Here is a 15037-nt window from a genome sequence, read left to right on the forward strand (position 1 = left end):
CGAGGCCAGATCTCAGTTAGCATCATCAATATCGCGGATACGGCTCATTGCCTCATCAATACGATCGACTGCAATGATGGTAAGCCCCTCGATTTTTTGCTTGGGCGCATTCGCTTTCGGGATCATGGCTATCGTAAAACCGAGCTTGGCTGCTTCTTTCAAGCGTTCTTGCCCTCGCGGCGCTGGCCGTATCTCGCCGGCCAGACCGACCTCGCCAAACACAACCAGGCTGCGCGGCAAGGGCTTATTTCGCATCGACGAATTAATCGCCAGCAAAACAGCAAGGTCGGCTGCAGGCTCTGCAATTTTGACGCCTCCTACCGCATTAATAAAAACATCCTGATCAAACGCAGCAACACCTGCATGCCGGTGCAACACCGCCAGCAGCATCGCCAGACGATTTTGCTCCAGACCGACAGATAAACGCTTCGCATTCGGTGCGAAGGAGCTGTCAACCAGCGCCTGTATCTCGACCAACAAGGGTCTGGTTCCCTCTTGCGTCACCATGACACAAGAGCCAGCGACCTGAGACTCATGCTGAGAAAGAAACAATGCCGACGGATTGGATACGCCTTTCAAGCCGCGCTCGGTCATGGCGAACACACCCAGTTCATTCACCGCGCCAAAGCGGTTTTTAATCGCCCTGACCAGACGAAAACTCGAATGTGTATCACCTTCAAAGTACAGCACAGTATCCACAATGTGTTCCAACACGCGGGGTCCCGCCAGGGCACCCTCTTTCGTCACATGACCGACCAGAATCATGGTGATATTCATGGTTTTTGCGACGCGTGTCAGCTGCGCAGCGCACTCACGCACCTGCGCTACCGAGCCCGGCGCCGAACTCAACGCATCTGAGTAGATCGTCTGAATCGAATCAATCACTACTACTTCCGGCTTATGATCCGCCAGCGTGTTCAGAATTTTTTCGAGCTGAATCTCCGCCTGCAAAGCCAGCCCATGCGTATCAAGCGCCAGCCGGTTCGCCCGCAAAGCTATCTGCGCGCCCGACTCCTCACCGCTGACATACAGCACTTTCTTTATCTTGGTCAAATTCGACAAGGCTTGCAGCAACAGTGTGGACTTTCCTATCCCAGGATCACCTCCGATCAGAACGACGCCACCCGGCACTAAGCCGCCACCCAGGACACGATCAAACTCCTCGATACCCGTACCAAAACGTGGCACATCTGACGCTTCGATATCTGACAGATTCAACACTGGTGCGGTTTGCGCGAGACTTTGGTGTTTCCCCGAAAAACGATTGCCGGCCGCCTCCATGATCGTTTCGACCAAGGTATTCCATTGTCCACACGAAGGGCACTGTCCGGCCCATTTATTGACGATGCCGCCGCACTCCGTGCAGGTGTAATTAGTTTTTGCCTTAGCCATAACTTTTCAAAGAAAACGTAATAAACACTGATATTTTACCCAGTAATTTCTGATATACATGCTCTAATTCAGCGATCAGGCGAGATTTTCATGGTATAAAGCTGACCGATAACACTTTGTAACAGGCAAACGACAAGCATGAGACGTGGTTTCTATACAATTATGGCGGCACAGTTTTTTTCTTCGCTGGCCGACAATGCGCTACTGATTGCCTCCATGGCGTTACTGGTATCAATGCAATCGCCAAGTTGGATGCCGCCTTTACTGAAATTTTTCTTCGCTGTCTCTTACGTGTTGCTGGCCGCCTTTGTCGGCGCCTTTGCTGATGCACTCCCCAAAGGCAAGGTCATGTTCATTACGAATATGATTAAAGTCCTTGGTTGCGCTTTAATGTTTTTTCATGTGCATCCCTTGATTGCCTATGCTCTCGTCGGATTTGGTGCTGCAGCGTATTCGCCGGCAAAATATGGCATTCTGACGGAATTGCTCCCCCCTGAAAAACTGGTCGCTGCAAATGGCTGGATCGAAGGCTTAACAGTGACCTCCATCATTCTCGGCACCGTACTTGGTGGTGCGCTGGTCACCCCTCATATCTCGGCGACCTTGCTGAATTTTGATTTCCCGGTCGTTGATTTTCCAATTAATACGCCGACCGAGGCAGCACTCTGCGTCATTACCTTCTTTTATGGGCTTGCCGCTCTATTTAATTTGCGCATCCCCGACACAGGTGCCCGTTACGCCCATCAAAAGCCTCATCCAGTGCAATTAGTGTGTGACTTTTCTCATTGCTTTGTCACACTATGGAAAGACAAATTGGGGCAGATTTCACTGGCTGTCACTACGCTGTTCTGGGGCGCCGGGGCAACACTGCAGTTTATCGTTTTAAAATGGGCAGAAGAATCTTTACAAATGCCGCTGAATAAAGCAGCGGTATTACAAGGTGTTGTCGCTATCGGCATTGCCATCGGAGCAGTTGCTGCCGCTAAATTTGTCCCACTCAAAAAATCACTGGCAGTCATGCCCATGGGCATCGCAATGGGACTAGTCGTCACCACCATGATCTTCGTACACAGCGTCTGGCTCGCCTATCCTTTACTTGTTCTGGTTGGTGCACTGGCAGGCTTCTTTGTCGTACCGATGAATGCACTCTTACAGCACCGCGGCCACGTGCTGATGAGTGCTGGACATTCAGTTGCGGTACAGAATTTCAATGAGAACTTATCAGTACTGATCATGTTGGGCTTGTATGCACTGATGATCTATTTAGACCTGAACATTCAGGCGGTGATTGTGATATTCGGCTTATTCGTGGCGAGTACAATGTTCATCGTGATGAGAAAGCACAGTGCAAACCAGCGCCAGTTTGATTCACTGGCACTGATAGGGGAGCATAAACACTAGGGATGCAATGTTGCCGCAGAAGCCCGATCCCACCAGTCTTCCGGGATCAGCATACCGCGGCAAACTTCCCGGGCAATACCGTTCTGGGTGACGGTGATCGCTAGCAACACTGGCGCAGTCGATATCGAAAAATGTGATTTGATCTGTGTCAGTAATTCTTGCTTTCCGAATACAGCGTCACTACCCAGTTGTACCGGTGCCAGCCAGGCAAGACGCTGCAAAATGACACCTTCGCACTCAGGCATTTCCTGCAAATCACGCAAAGTCCAGATGTAACCACGACAATGCTGCTCCGATACTCCATCAACCGCAGAGCCTGCTCGACCGATATCCATATCGCGATAAAACAACCAGCCTTTGACAAGTGCTTGAGAACGCAGCAAAGGAAAAGGCAACAATTTCTTTGCGGCCGGATGCAAACCCAGACGCAATTGCTGCTGCACTATTTTCTTCATCTTGGCACCCAGCGTATCCGCGAGATTCGGGCCGAGATAATTAAACAAATCAGGTGCTCCGCTTTGTTCAGATGCCGCGTCAGAAAAAAACAAATAAAACTTTGTCGCCAACTCCCAATGCACAAGCCCCGCGCCTTCTTTTACCAGAAAATCAAACTCGCCAATGGTACGTGCCTGCTCGTCATTCACTTGCAGACCATGCGCAAACAGCTCACCTGAATCAGCAAGATAAAAAGCAAGCAACACCTCCGCATACAAACCCAGTCGTTTTGTCGGCGCATCACGCAAGGCCTGATGCAAAGGCTCTGGAAATACATCAAGCTTGGTTAACCACCGTTCCAGCTGACTCTGAGACGGCAGCTCCGGTGCGACGATCGCACCTTGCCACACGGAGGACTGCTGATCGAGCAAATCGGGAGAACTTAACAACCATGCGAGTGAGCGGACATGCACATCGTTCAGATGTCCCCACTGCTGATGAAACTGTGCCTGATAGTCTGGATAGACTCGCATCAGGCATTTGTTGGTAAAGCGTTTTGAGCGAGACACAAATCGCGCCACGCCTTACTTTTTTCTACAGGTTTACGCAATAAATACGCAGGGTGGTAGGTCACAATCATAGGCACACCGTTGACATGATGTTCTTTTCCACGCAATTGCGAAACCGGCGTATCAGGATCGGCCCCCAATAAGGCAACTGCTGCCGTCTTACCCAGGGCAACAATCACTTTCGGCTGAATTAAGGCAATCTGGCGCTGCAAATACGGCAGACAAGCCTGTATTTCATCGGCCGTTGGCGGCCTGTCTTTACCGCTGCTATCCGTCGGTCGACATTTGACAACATTCGCAATATACGCACGTTCACCGCGCTGCACACCGAGTGCCCGCAGCATATTATCAAGCAACTGTCCGGCTGCGCCGACAAACGGCTCACCCTGTAAGTTTTCGTTATAGCCAGGCCCCTCACCGACAAACAACCATGTCGCTGCGGTATCTCCAGTGCCAAAAACTGTTTTTGTCCTACCTTTACACAAGCCACAAGCCACACAAGATGCGACTTCGGCTTGCAATGCATCCAAGGACATCACAGATACGCGATCCACGGGATCAGACGCCACTGGCGCTGAAGACGGGGGTAGGTCCGCCACGGTTACAACATCGGTGACGCCACCGTCAGGCAAAACAGCCGCAGGAGGAACATCCGCCAACGCCAACGTCGCAACTACTGGAGTTGCCTCCTCAGACGCATAGCGGGAGAGCCACAACGGGCCCAAACCCATTGCATTCAGAATTTTGATACGAGCCGTTTGTTCGGCAGCATTCATCAGCACATTCTCCGCATCACGATTGCATCTTCACGGGTATTTACATCGACGGGATAGTAGGCTTTTCTTCTGCCGATTTCCTCAAAGCCATCGGCAAGGTACACCTCAATTGCCCGATAATTACTACGCCGGACTTCCAACAAAACTGACGTCATGTCCTGTTCTTTTGCATAAAGATGCAGGTATCTCAACATGGCGCTCGCATATCCCTGTCCCTGATTTTCTTTACGGACGGCGAAATTCAGCAGATGCAATTCGTCAACAACAGGCATTACAAAAAAATAAGCGGCAATTTCTCCGGAATGATCGCGAATACCAAATGCCTGATAGCCACTTAAAAACGAATCGGTAAAATTTCCTCTGGACCAGGGATGAGAGTATACCGCCTCTTCAATCGTCAGTATCTGATCAATGTCCGCAAAACCCAATTTCACAAAGTTATGCATGTTTTCTTATACTCAGTACGAAAAGCCGCATATTACTTCTGCCCCTGTACCAAAGCTCGTTCGGCAGTAGTTAATGCAATCTTATTTCTCAGGTACAGCGGCTGCGCCAGCTCTGGTGAGACATCCTGACCGCTTGCCAGCCCAAGCTTCCCCAACTCCGCAACCTGTTTTGCATGCGGCATCATCGGAATCGATGGAAACTGACTATATTGAGAAGGCAAAACAACGCCATTCCCAAGGACAAAATACGGTGAATCAAGATCAGCACTCGGCGTAATATCTTCTATCTTCGCCAACACTGGAGCGCTAACTTCTACGCAGACTCCGCCTACAAAACGGTACTGAGCCCAGTACACCTCGTTCATACGCGCATCCAGAACGCAAATAAAATTATCTGCCTTTACCTCCGCGAATGCTGCCAACGCCATCGCTTGCAGACTAATCACTGGCACAACGTTTAATTCTGCGCCATAGGCAAGTCCCTGAACAATGCCGCAAGCTGTGCGTATTCCTGTAAATGCACCGGGGCCGCATCCGTAAGCCAAAACATCACAGTCAGACAGTGCGATGCTGGCCTCCGACAGCAATGACTGCAACGCAGGCAAAATTCCTTGTGAATGGGTCTGCACACCGGATAACTCGCGCACATAAATCTGATCATCGACAAGCAAAGCTGCTGATGCCAGTTCGGTCGATGTTTCTATTGCTAAAATCGTTGTCATAGACGTATTTTACCGTGTTCACTTCAGTGCAAGGCTGGATTTCTATTGAGATTGAATCGGTTAGAATTACAACATGAACGCACATATTCACACTAATGATCTGAAACAGTTGAAAAATCAACTGAACACCAAACACTGGCTGGTCGCCTGCCTTTGCGCTGCATGGTGCGACACCTGTAATATTTATCGCACAGCATTTGAAGAACTGGCTGTCCGCCATCCGGAAAAGTGCTTTGCCTGGGTCGACATAGAAGACCATGCCCATCTGGTCGAAGATATAGAAATTGAAAATTTCCCTACCATCCTGATTCAATATGACGATGACGTGGCATTTCTTGGAACTATGCTGCCTGACGCATCGCAACTCCACCGGCTCATTACGTCCATCGAAGAAAGCGTACGATCCAACCCGATCAAGCGCAGCTCCCTCAATCAGGAGGCACCGGAAAACTGGAGTCTGCGCCGGTTAATACTCGCGGACTAGTCAATCACTAAGCCAATTCGGTGTTCATGTCAGCGTGAGCACATTCTTCAACTTGAACATCTCAGAATAGAAAAAAGGGACTAGATTTGCATCTAGTCCCTTGAATCTGGTGCGGCTGGCAGGAATCGAACCCACGACCCCTTGGTTCGTAGCCAAGTACTCTATCCAGCTGAGCTACAGCCGCGAAGAAGAAAATTATAGCACAAGTAAACCCAACATTTAAAGCCCCTCTGCTCAACTTTTGTGACGCGAGATAAATAAGTATTAAGGCAAGCAAAAAAAATGCAGCGAACCGGGGAAGAAAATGAACAAGAAAAAAAGAAGCGCAGAATAGAAAAAAGGGACTAGATTTACATCTAGTCCCTTGAATCTGGTGCGGCTGGCAGGAATCGAACCCACGACCCCTTGGTTCGTAGCCAAGTACTCTATCCAGCTGAGCTACAGCCGCGAAAAACAAAATTATAGCATAGGACTTTTGATTTTATAAGCCCTCCCGCCATTATTTCAAATTTCAACCTGAGCGCCGACTTCAATCACACGATTGCTTGGGATGTGATAGTAGTCCGCTGCATCACGTGCATTGCGAGACATGGCAACAAAAATGCCCTCGCGCCATCTTGCCATACCACCGCCCGGCGTAGAGATAATCGTCTGCCTGGAAATAAAGTAAGAAGTTTCCATAGGCTCAAAAATCAGACCACTCGATGCACACAAAGCAAGCGCAGCTGGAATATCCGGCTCATTTTTAAATCCGTAAAACAGATCGATCTGATAACACGAATTACCAAGATCGGAAATCTTAATACGTTCAGAAAATGGTACCCATGGAATTTCCCTGTTATGCAGCGTCAGAAAAACCACCCGTTCATGCAATATTTTATTGTGCGATAAATTATGCAAGAGCGCGTGCGGTACACCGTCTGCCTCACCTCGCAAGAATACGGCGGTGCCGTAAACCCGGGTTGGGGCAGACACAAACAGGGACGCAAGGAAATCCTCCAGCGGAATTGCATGTTTTTTCAGATTTTCAAATACCAGCTCGCGTCCACGTTTCCACGTCAGCATCAAGGTGAAAATAATCAATCCCAGCACAATCGGGAAGTAACCGCCATGGAAGAATTTCAATGCATTAGCAGAAAACAGAGAAACGTCGATGGCTAAAAAGAAAAATGTCGCAGCGACACACAACAGAAGATTGTATTTCCAGCCAAACCGGATAACAAAAAACGTCAGCAATGACGTCACCAGCATCGTACCGGTATTTGCGATACCGTAAGCCGATGCAAGATTCGTCGATGAACCAAAGCCAATCACCGCGCCAACAACTACAAACAATTGCATCCAGTTCGCCACAGGAATATAAATCTGGCCAATTTCTTTAGCTGACGTATGCACAATCTTCATACGCGGCAAAAAACCGAGTGAAATAGCTTGTTTGGTCATCGAGAACGTCCCAGATATCGTCGACTGAGATGCAATCACCGCAGCAACCGTCGATAAGATAACCAGAGGATAAATACTCCACGCACCCAACTGATAATAAAAAGGATTAGTCACTGCTGCCGGATTAAACATCAGCAGCGCACCTTGCCCAAGGTAATTCAGTGCCAGCGCGGGAAACACAATAAAAAACCAGGCAGCACGAATCGGTTTAGCGCCAAAATGCCCCATATCCGCATACAAAGCTTCGGAACCGGTAAACGCCAGCACGACAGCACCGAGCGCAAAAAATGCCCCCCAGTGATGGTCGATCACAAAATTCACTGCGTATAAGGGATTGAAAGCGGCCAGGATTCCCGGGACACGGATGATGTTATACAGGCCCATCAAGGCCAGAACTGAAAACCACAACAACATCACCGGGCCGAACATCTTCCCGATGCCTGCAGTGCCTTTACGTTGAACCGCATACAAACAGATCAGAACAATCAGCGTAATAGGAACAACGACTGGTTTAAAACTGGGTGTGGCAACTTCAATACCTTCCATTGCAGACAACACCGACATCGCTGGTGTGATCACGCCGTCACCGTAAAACAGCGAAGCGCCAAACAAACCAAGCACAGTCAAGGGAAAGTAGAGTTTAGAATTTTTACTAACCGATTCGAGGGACAGCGCCGTCAGCGCCATAATTCCGCCCTCTCCGCGGTTATCCGCGCGCAGCACAAGCGTCACGTACTTGAGGGAAACAATGATAATCAATCCCCATAAAATCATAGAGACGATGCCAAAGATATTGGCCTGCGTGAGCTGCAACCCGTGAGCTGGCGCAAACACTTCCTTCATCGTATAGAGAGGACTGGTTCCGATATCGCCATAAACAATGCCGACTGCCGCTAACGTCAATCCTGCCAGACTGCTTTTCGTTTGATGATTATCCAATTGCGTACCTTGTAATTATTGGTGCGTTGCACAATAGGGCATTCCAGAGGCAAACTCAATAGTCCAAAACAAAAAAAGAACATATTAAGTTAATACGCAACAGTTAGCACATAAATAGTAACCTCACCGGGCAGGAACTGGTACGACATGTGTTGTCTCGCTCAGACGGAAAGAGAATAAATTTACCTTTTACCAAAAAACTCAATTGCAAATCAAACATCACACTAACTATGCCCATGAATATCACTGCAATCGATCGCGCAATATGATTTCAAGTACGTCCAAACATCAACGCTGATCAATATAAATAGAGAATTCGATGCGCTTCCCTGGATTTTTTCCGGGAAATAAAAAACCGCAAGAGTTAATCCAACGCAACCTGCTCGACCGCGTCGGTTTTTACCTCATTAAACCGTTCAAGAGCAGCAATCAGTTCATCGATCGCTTCACTTCCGAATGCCTGCTCAACATATTGATATTGCGTGTCAATCAGTGGGGCAATTTTCAGCATCAGCGCATCCCCCTGCTCTGACAACGCAATTAAGACACGACGCTGATCCCCCTTCACATCGCAACGACGTATCAGATCAAGCTCTTCCATGCGCTTGAGTACCCCTGCCATGCTAGGGCTGGATATCTGACATAAATCACACAATTCTCGTGGTTCGAGTTGGCCGTGTTCATCAAGCACACGAAAAATTCGCCACTGCTGATCCGTTAAGCCAAACCGACTCAATATCGGACGGAAGTGACTCATCAGATTCGCGCGAGCCTTCAAAAACAGTTGCGGCAGATTTCGGTAGGCAATCCTGTGATTCATATTGACTCCATTCAGATTAATTATTTTCAATAATTCAAAGCCATTGTACAGATTGACTTACTAATATATTAGTGTTTTAATTCACTAATATATTAGTATTCTGACGGGTTATCGGTGAAACATTTTAAAAATTGGGAAAAAGCATGATAGTCAGGGATCGCCCGTCTGGCTTTCGCTTGTTTCTCATGTTGCGTGGCTCTGTCTTGCCAAGAATATTGCCGGCCCTGACAATTAATATTCTGATTGCTACATTGGTCACCATTTCGCATGGTGATTTATTTGAACTCAAAATTACACTGACGACCATTCCGTTTACCCTGATCGGCTTGCCTATCTCCATTTTTCTCGGATTCCGGAATAACACTGCGTATGACCGCTTTTGGGAAGCGCGCAAACTCTGGGGCGAACTACTGATCAGGAGCCGCAACCTGTCACGCCAATGTCAAAGCCTGATTACCTACCCGATCACAGCAGTGGCATCCAATGGGCTGACAGATATCAGGGTACGCATGATTTACCGGGCAATCGCCTTTTCCTACGCACTTAAAAATCTGCTGCGCGATTTGCCGGGTGAGGATATGCCGCAATGGCTGACTCAGGAAGAGGTCACGCTGATTCAATCATCCAAAAACAAACCCGATTTTTTAATTAATCGTATGGCGCTGGATCTGCAGCAAAGTATGAATGAAAAGCGCATCAATCCCTGTCTCGCGGCCAATATTGACACAACCTTATCAGCCATCACAGCCGCCGCTGCCGCGTGCGAGCGTATAAAAAATACGCCCATTCCTTTTTCTTACACATTGCTGCTGCACCGGACTGCCTATATCTACTGTTTTCTGCTGCCTTTCGGACTGGTAGATTCCATCGGCTTTATGACGCCATTTGTGGTGGCAATTGTTGCCTATACCTTCTTCGGCTTGGATGCACTTGGCGATGAAATCGAAGAGCCCTTTGGTCTTGACGCGAATGATTTGCCATTAGATGCAATCTGTCGTGCCATCGAAATTGATTTACTCGAAGCAATACAACATGCCCCGCTCCCCGCCCCAATGCTACCGGTGGGTTACCGGCTGACTTAGGCCACAAAAGAAGTACGGATTTCAGAAACACCGGCAACAACAACCTGGTCGCAGAATCAGGAAATCAGAACATAAAGTAATTCTCCCATCTACTTTCAGAGACAAAGGAATATAAAAATGCACGAAGCTCAACAACAACGGATACGTCTTCCAGAATTAAGAAATCGCGTCACGACTGCCGAACAGGCAGCATCGTGGATAGAAGACGGAATGACGGTAGGCATGAGCGGTTTTACGCGAGCTGGTGACGCGAAAGTTGTTCCTCTCGCGATTGCGGAACGGGCAAAATCTGAACAACTGAAAATCACCCTGATGACTGGCGCATCACTGGGTAGCGATGTCGACAAAACACTGACCGAAGCCGGCGCTATGACACGCCGCATGCCATTTCAGGCAGACCCGACCTTGCGCGCGGCAATCAATCGCGGCGAGATCATGTATGTCGATCAGCACTTATCCGAAACAGTTGAGCAATTGCGCACGCGCCAGATCAATGCGATTGACGTTGCCATCATTGAAGCCATTGCGATCACAGAAACCGGCGCCATCATCCCGACCACCTCCGTCGGTAACAGCGCCAGCTTTGCTATACTGGCGGATCAGGTGATCGTCGAAATCAATCTGACACAGTCATTGGAACTGGAAGGTCTGCACGACATTTTCATTCCTAAGCACAGACCGCAACGGGAACCAATTCCTATCATGTCGGCAAGCGACCGCGTTGGAACAACGGCAATCATGATCCCGCCAGAAAAAATTGTTGCGATCGTCATTACCGAAAAAGCCGACAGCGCTTCGACCATTTTGCCACCAGATGAAGAAACAGCGCAGATCGCCGCCCACCTTGTTGAATTTTTCAAACAAGAAGTCAAAGATGGCCGACTGACTAATAGCCTGATGCCCATGCAGGCCGGCATAGGCACGATAGCGAATGCGGTGATGACGGGCTTCATTGACAGCCCTTTTGAACATTTGCAAATGTATTCAGAGGTCTTGCAAGATTCCACTTTCGATCTTTTTGATGCCGGAAAACTGGACTTTGCTTCCGGCTCATCGATCACACTGTCGGCGCAAAAAAGTCAGGAAGTATTTGCCAATATCGGCAAATACAAAGATCGCCTGGTGCTCCGTCCGCAAGAGGTCAGCAATCATCCCGAGGTCATTCGTCGTCTCGGCATCATCGCCATCAACACCGCGCTTGAAGCCGACATTTATGGCAATGTGAACTCCACACATGTACTCGGCACACACATGATGAACGGTATTGGCGGCTCGGGCGATTTTGCCCGTAACGCCTACCTGTCGGTATTTGCGACCAAGGCGATTGCCAAGAATGGAAAGATATCGAGTATCGTTCCTATGGTCACGCACGTTGACCACAATGAACATGACGTTGACATTATCGTGACCGATGTCGGCCTAGCAGATCTGCGCGGATTAGCGCCGCGTGAACGCGCACAGAAAATCATTCAGAACTGTGTGGCAGAGCCTTACAAACAAATGTTACTTGATTATCTGGCGGAGGCAGAATTACGTGGCGGACAGACTCCACACGTCTTGGAGAAGGCGTTTTCCTGGCATGTCCGTTATCGTGAGACTGGCACTATGCTGGAACAAGCTGTCGCATTGAAAGCTGTTGCCTGATCTGCTTCCAAGAGCAGATACAACAAAACGCCAACTGAATTTTTTCAGTTGGCGTTTTTTTCATCATATCTTGACGCAACAATGAGAATGCATAGGCTAGATAATAAGAAAACTCGCCAATATCCCCCTTGCGTTCGGACTAAAATCAGGAATTACTCACTGACCTCGACTAAACGTCCATTCAATGGCTGCACTGGGCGGGCATTCATTTTATAAAGCTTTTTAAACGCCGCAATCTGACTCGCAGACAACTCAACCGGCTGCTTCAGCACTTGCCAGCGCACCCCATCACTGCATGGAGGCGTTGTCAATGAACCGGTGAATTTGTAGTAAGTGCGCGTCGCTGGTAAAACACTGGCTGGATCGAAGTTAGTTAACGGAGTTGATTTCCCTTCGGCAGGCAAGGCTGAAAAGACCGGTGCCAATGCAGCATTTTCCTTCCCTTTTTTAAACAGGACAGCAACAACAGATAATTTACCGTCGTTCAATTTGTGCACAAAATGCGCAACCATAGGATAGCTGACTCCATTTATTTTTTCTTCACTAGGCGTATGAAAGTGGAATTGCAACAGGCTACCTTCATCGTCGCCAGTTTTCAGACTATTACCAGCAGGTACATTGACCTGCACCGTATGACCGTTATTGATCAGCTCAGCACTGTTGCTGACATACTTAAAATCCAACGGCAGCAAGGCGGCTTTTTTTGCATTGCGCTCAACGATGTTAATTGGTGACTGCTCTTTACTCATTTTACAAGCAGTATTGGCAGCATCCAGCTCAGACCAATGCGCGGGCGCAGTTTTTCCTTCATAGCCCCAGTGAGGAGCATGAGCCTTATCATCTGCCAGAGCCAGGCCAGATGATACAGATAACAAACCCAAGACAGCCATACAAACTGTTTTATTCATTTCATCATCTCCTTCAATTTTTAAAAAAAATCCTACCCGAGCAAAAGTCAAAAAATAACTTCAAGACTCAGACCACTTCAACAGTGCAAAACAGTAACAACGACAACAACAGCAATCCCAGAAGCGACACACAATATAATTAAATTAAAATTCATCCCACTCTTCGCCACCGGCTGCCTTGACTGATTTCCCGCCATCCGCAACCTTGACACTACCGGCAAGACGTTTTACCTGACCGCGTTGAGTCTGATTGCTTCGTACAGAAGCAGGCGCAACACGGCCATTGGTTTTCGGCGTGGGTGCAAATCCACCATGCGCCCCGGGAATTTTAAAGACACTCACAATTTGCTTCAGGACTTGTGCTTGCTCTTCCAGCGATGCGGCTGCAGCTGCGGCCTCTTCAACTAACGCCGCATTTTGCTGAGTGACTTCGTCCATTTGCGTCACCGCGTGATTAATTTGCTCGATACCGGAGGTCTGCTCCTGACTTGCCAGACTCATTTCCCCCATGATATCAGTAACATTTTTGATACTGGATACGACAGAATCCATGGTCGAGCCAGCCTGATCCACCAAGCGCGAACCAATTTCCACCTGCTCTACCGAGTCTCCTATCAGGGTTTTAATTTCTTTGGCAGCACCAGCCGATCTCTGCGCAAGATTGCGCACTTCACTGGCCACGACTGCGAAACCACGTCCCTGCTCGCCTGCACGCGCCGCTTCCACCGCCGCATTCAACGCGAGAATATTGGTTTGAAAAGCGATACCATCAATGACCCCGATAATATCCACGATTTTTTTCGATGATGCATTAATTGCCCCCATCGTATGAACCACTTCATTGACCACGGCACCGCCTTTGGCAGCGACTTCTGACGCAGAAATAGCCAATTGATTCGCTTGCCGCGCGTTATCCGTATTGTGCTTGACGGTCGATGTCAACTCTTCCATTGAAGAAGCGGTTTCTTCCAGTGCACCTGCTTGTTCTTCGGTGCGAGACGACAAATCCAGATTTCCTGAAGCGATTTCAGTGGCAGCAGTATGAATAGTTTCAGTGCCAACCCTCACCTTACTCACAATATCGATCAGATTCCCGTTCATGTCTTTCAGCGCCTGCATCAACTGCCCCGTTTCGTCAGTTGAATTTACCTGAATTTCTGAAGTTAAATCGCCTTGCGCCACCGTTTTTGCCAGATCAACAGCGACACTGATCGGAGCAACGATAGATCTTGAAGTAAACCAGGCAACCAGACCACCGCAGATAACAGCAAGTGCGGTAATGGAAATCATCAAAAATAATGCTGATTGATATGCGTGTGCGGCGGCCTCTTCATCACTCGCATTTTTTTCTTCCTGAAGATTTGTAAAATCCCGAATGGCATCCTGCCATTTTGCAGTAGCTGGATTGGTTTCCTTCAAAAGAAATTGCACAGCTTCTTCTTTATTCGTATGAACCATTTCCTCAAATTTGTTAACCAGTGCTCTCGCTGCAATCTGATCCTCTTTAATGCTGGCAACAAATTTCTTTCCATGGTCATCAAGGGGCATTTTTTCCAATCGGGAAAAAGCCTCATCGTAATGAGCCCGCGCTTCGTCAATTTTTTTATGTTCCAGCTTGGCCTGCGCTTCATCTGACAGCAAAGCGATTGAACGCACTACCCTCGAAACGACATGGATGGATCTGGACATATCTTCCAAGGCATCCATTTTTTTAATATTCACAGTCACCACATGATGCAAGGATTGGTTGGATTGCTGCATACCATGAATGCCAAGGTAAGCCACACCAATCAGCATCAGCAGCACAAGAGCAAAGCCTGCACCTAGTCTTGTACCAATTGGCAGATTCGACAATTTCATCAATGTCTCCGTTTACTTGTTGAAAATAAAATGACTTCTTACTGACAGATTTATCAGTAATTTTGAGTAGCAATGCTCTTAAAATTCTTTGTCAAAATTAATCAGGCTCAGGTATC

Annotated in this window: 13 protein-coding genes and 2 tRNA genes; 4 read left to right on the top strand and 11 right to left on the bottom strand. The window is 48.2% G+C overall.

The annotated features are described in order from the left end of the window. Positions 1-12: 12 nt before the first annotated feature. On the bottom strand, positions 13-1392 hold the full coding sequence (gene radA, locus H8K26_RS08155) for a DNA repair protein RadA (protein WP_190478657.1): 1380 nt from the start codon (positions 1390-1392) through the stop codon (positions 13-15). Between the two features lie 138 nt (positions 1393-1530). Here radA and lplT point away from each other — a divergent pair, with 138 nt between their 5' ends. Then, the gene (gene lplT / locus H8K26_RS08160; RefSeq protein WP_186883690.1) at positions 1531-2793 is read left to right on the top strand and encodes a lysophospholipid transporter LplT; all 1263 of its coding nucleotides are present in this window, start codon (positions 1531-1533) and stop codon (positions 2791-2793) included. Here lplT and H8K26_RS08165 read toward each other — a convergent pair. Genes H8K26_RS08165 through tsaB form a run of 4 tightly spaced genes read right to left on the bottom strand, consistent with a single transcriptional unit; the run spans position 2790 to position 5741 of the window. Further along, positions 2790-3761 carry a DUF1853 family protein gene (locus H8K26_RS08165; protein ID WP_190478659.1) on the bottom strand — a complete coding sequence of 324 codons (972 nt, stop codon included), beginning with the start codon at positions 3759-3761 and terminating at the stop codon, positions 2790-2792. The genes lplT and H8K26_RS08165 overlap by 4 nt on opposite strands. Next, complete coding sequence (locus tag H8K26_RS08170; RefSeq protein WP_190478661.1) at positions 3761-4573, bottom strand: uracil-DNA glycosylase; 813 nt, start codon at positions 4571-4573, stop codon at positions 3761-3763. The genes H8K26_RS08165 and H8K26_RS08170 overlap by 1 nt, the downstream gene beginning before the upstream one ends. Further along, on the bottom strand, positions 4573-5019 hold the full coding sequence (gene rimI / locus H8K26_RS08175) for a ribosomal protein S18-alanine N-acetyltransferase (RefSeq protein ID WP_186883693.1): 447 nt from the start codon (positions 5017-5019) through the stop codon (positions 4573-4575). Before rimI ends, H8K26_RS08170 begins: the two co-directional genes overlap by 1 nt. Positions 5020-5051: 32 nt before the next feature. Then, positions 5052-5741 carry a tRNA (adenosine(37)-N6)-threonylcarbamoyltransferase complex dimerization subunit type 1 TsaB gene (gene tsaB / locus H8K26_RS08180; RefSeq protein ID WP_190478663.1) on the bottom strand — a complete coding sequence of 230 codons (690 nt, stop codon included), beginning with the start codon at positions 5739-5741 and terminating at the stop codon, positions 5052-5054. Positions 5742-5814: 73 nt separating this feature from the next. On the opposite strand from tsaB, the gene H8K26_RS08185 reads away from it, so the two are divergent. Further along, on the top strand, positions 5815-6225 hold the full coding sequence (locus H8K26_RS08185; RefSeq protein WP_190478665.1) for a thioredoxin family protein: 411 nt from the start codon (positions 5815-5817) through the stop codon (positions 6223-6225). Positions 6226-6332: 107 nt separating this feature from the next. Here H8K26_RS08185 and H8K26_RS08190 read toward each other — a convergent pair. The 4 genes from H8K26_RS08190 to hpaR form a co-directional block, all read right to left on the bottom strand. Next, a tRNA-Arg gene (locus H8K26_RS08190) sits at positions 6333-6409 on the bottom strand. A 187-nt stretch (positions 6410-6596) separates the two neighbouring features. Beyond that, a tRNA-Arg gene (locus H8K26_RS08195) sits at positions 6597-6673 on the bottom strand. Positions 6674-6729: 56 nt separating this feature from the next. Further along, the gene (locus H8K26_RS08200) at positions 6730-8607 is read right to left on the bottom strand and encodes a potassium transporter Kup (RefSeq protein WP_223826891.1); all 1878 of its coding nucleotides are present in this window, start codon (positions 8605-8607) and stop codon (positions 6730-6732) included. A 364-nt stretch (positions 8608-8971) separates the two neighbouring features. Continuing rightward, the gene (hpaR, locus tag H8K26_RS08205) at positions 8972-9427 is read right to left on the bottom strand and encodes a homoprotocatechuate degradation operon regulator HpaR (protein ID WP_186883696.1); all 456 of its coding nucleotides are present in this window, start codon (positions 9425-9427) and stop codon (positions 8972-8974) included. A gap of 143 nt (positions 9428-9570) precedes the next feature. On the opposite strand from hpaR, the gene H8K26_RS08210 reads away from it, so the two are divergent. Both H8K26_RS08210 and H8K26_RS08215 read left to right on the top strand, forming a co-directional pair. After that, positions 9571-10509: a bestrophin family protein gene (locus tag H8K26_RS08210; RefSeq protein WP_190478667.1), complete on the top strand. Its 939-nt coding sequence runs from the start codon at positions 9571-9573 to the stop codon at positions 10507-10509. A 117-nt stretch (positions 10510-10626) separates the two neighbouring features. Further along, entirely contained in the window at positions 10627-12153 is a 1527-nt protein-coding gene (locus H8K26_RS08215) for an acetyl-CoA hydrolase/transferase family protein (RefSeq protein WP_190478669.1), read from the top strand. Positions 12154-12305: 152 nt separating this feature from the next. On the opposite strand, the gene H8K26_RS08220 is transcribed toward H8K26_RS08215, so the two are convergent. Together H8K26_RS08220 and H8K26_RS08225 are read right to left on the bottom strand one after the other, a co-directional pair. Next, positions 12306-13061, bottom strand: a complete 756-nt coding sequence (locus tag H8K26_RS08220; protein WP_190478671.1) for a carbonic anhydrase — start codon at positions 13059-13061, stop codon at positions 12306-12308. A 144-nt stretch (positions 13062-13205) separates the two neighbouring features. Further along, complete coding sequence (locus H8K26_RS08225; protein ID WP_190478673.1) at positions 13206-14921, bottom strand: methyl-accepting chemotaxis protein; 1716 nt, start codon at positions 14919-14921, stop codon at positions 13206-13208. Between the last annotated feature and the right edge of the window lie 116 nt (positions 14922-15037).

It is taken from the genome of Cognatundibacterium aquatile (assembly GCF_014699135.1).
Taxonomy (GTDB): domain Bacteria; phylum Pseudomonadota; class Gammaproteobacteria; order Burkholderiales; family Burkholderiaceae_D; genus Undibacterium; species Undibacterium aquatile.

Coding starts and splice junctions, on each gene's coding strand:
- radA (WP_190478657.1), bottom strand. CDS start 1,392: ATGGCTAAGGCAAAAACTAATTACACCTGCACGGAGTGCGGCGGCATC.
- lplT (WP_186883690.1), top strand. CDS start 1,531: ATGAGACGTGGTTTCTATACAATTATGGCGGCACAGTTTTTTTCTTCG.
- H8K26_RS08165 (WP_190478659.1), bottom strand. CDS start 3,761: ATGCGAGTCTATCCAGACTATCAGGCACAGTTTCATCAGCAGTGGGGA.
- H8K26_RS08170 (WP_190478661.1), bottom strand. CDS start 4,573: ATGAATGCTGCCGAACAAACGGCTCGTATCAAAATTCTGAATGCAATG.
- rimI (WP_186883693.1), bottom strand. CDS start 5,019: ATGCATAACTTTGTGAAATTGGGTTTTGCGGACATTGATCAGATACTG.
- tsaB (WP_190478663.1), bottom strand. CDS start 5,741: ATGACAACGATTTTAGCAATAGAAACATCGACCGAACTGGCATCAGCA.
- H8K26_RS08185 (WP_190478665.1), top strand. CDS start 5,815: ATGAACGCACATATTCACACTAATGATCTGAAACAGTTGAAAAATCAA.
- hpaR (WP_186883696.1), bottom strand. CDS start 9,427: ATGAATCACAGGATTGCCTACCGAAATCTGCCGCAACTGTTTTTGAAG.
- H8K26_RS08210 (WP_190478667.1), top strand. CDS start 9,571: ATGATAGTCAGGGATCGCCCGTCTGGCTTTCGCTTGTTTCTCATGTTG.
- H8K26_RS08215 (WP_190478669.1), top strand. CDS start 10,627: ATGCACGAAGCTCAACAACAACGGATACGTCTTCCAGAATTAAGAAAT.
- H8K26_RS08220 (WP_190478671.1), bottom strand. CDS start 13,061: ATGAATAAAACAGTTTGTATGGCTGTCTTGGGTTTGTTATCTGTATCA.
- H8K26_RS08225 (WP_190478673.1), bottom strand. CDS start 14,921: ATGAAATTGTCGAATCTGCCAATTGGTACAAGACTAGGTGCAGGCTTT.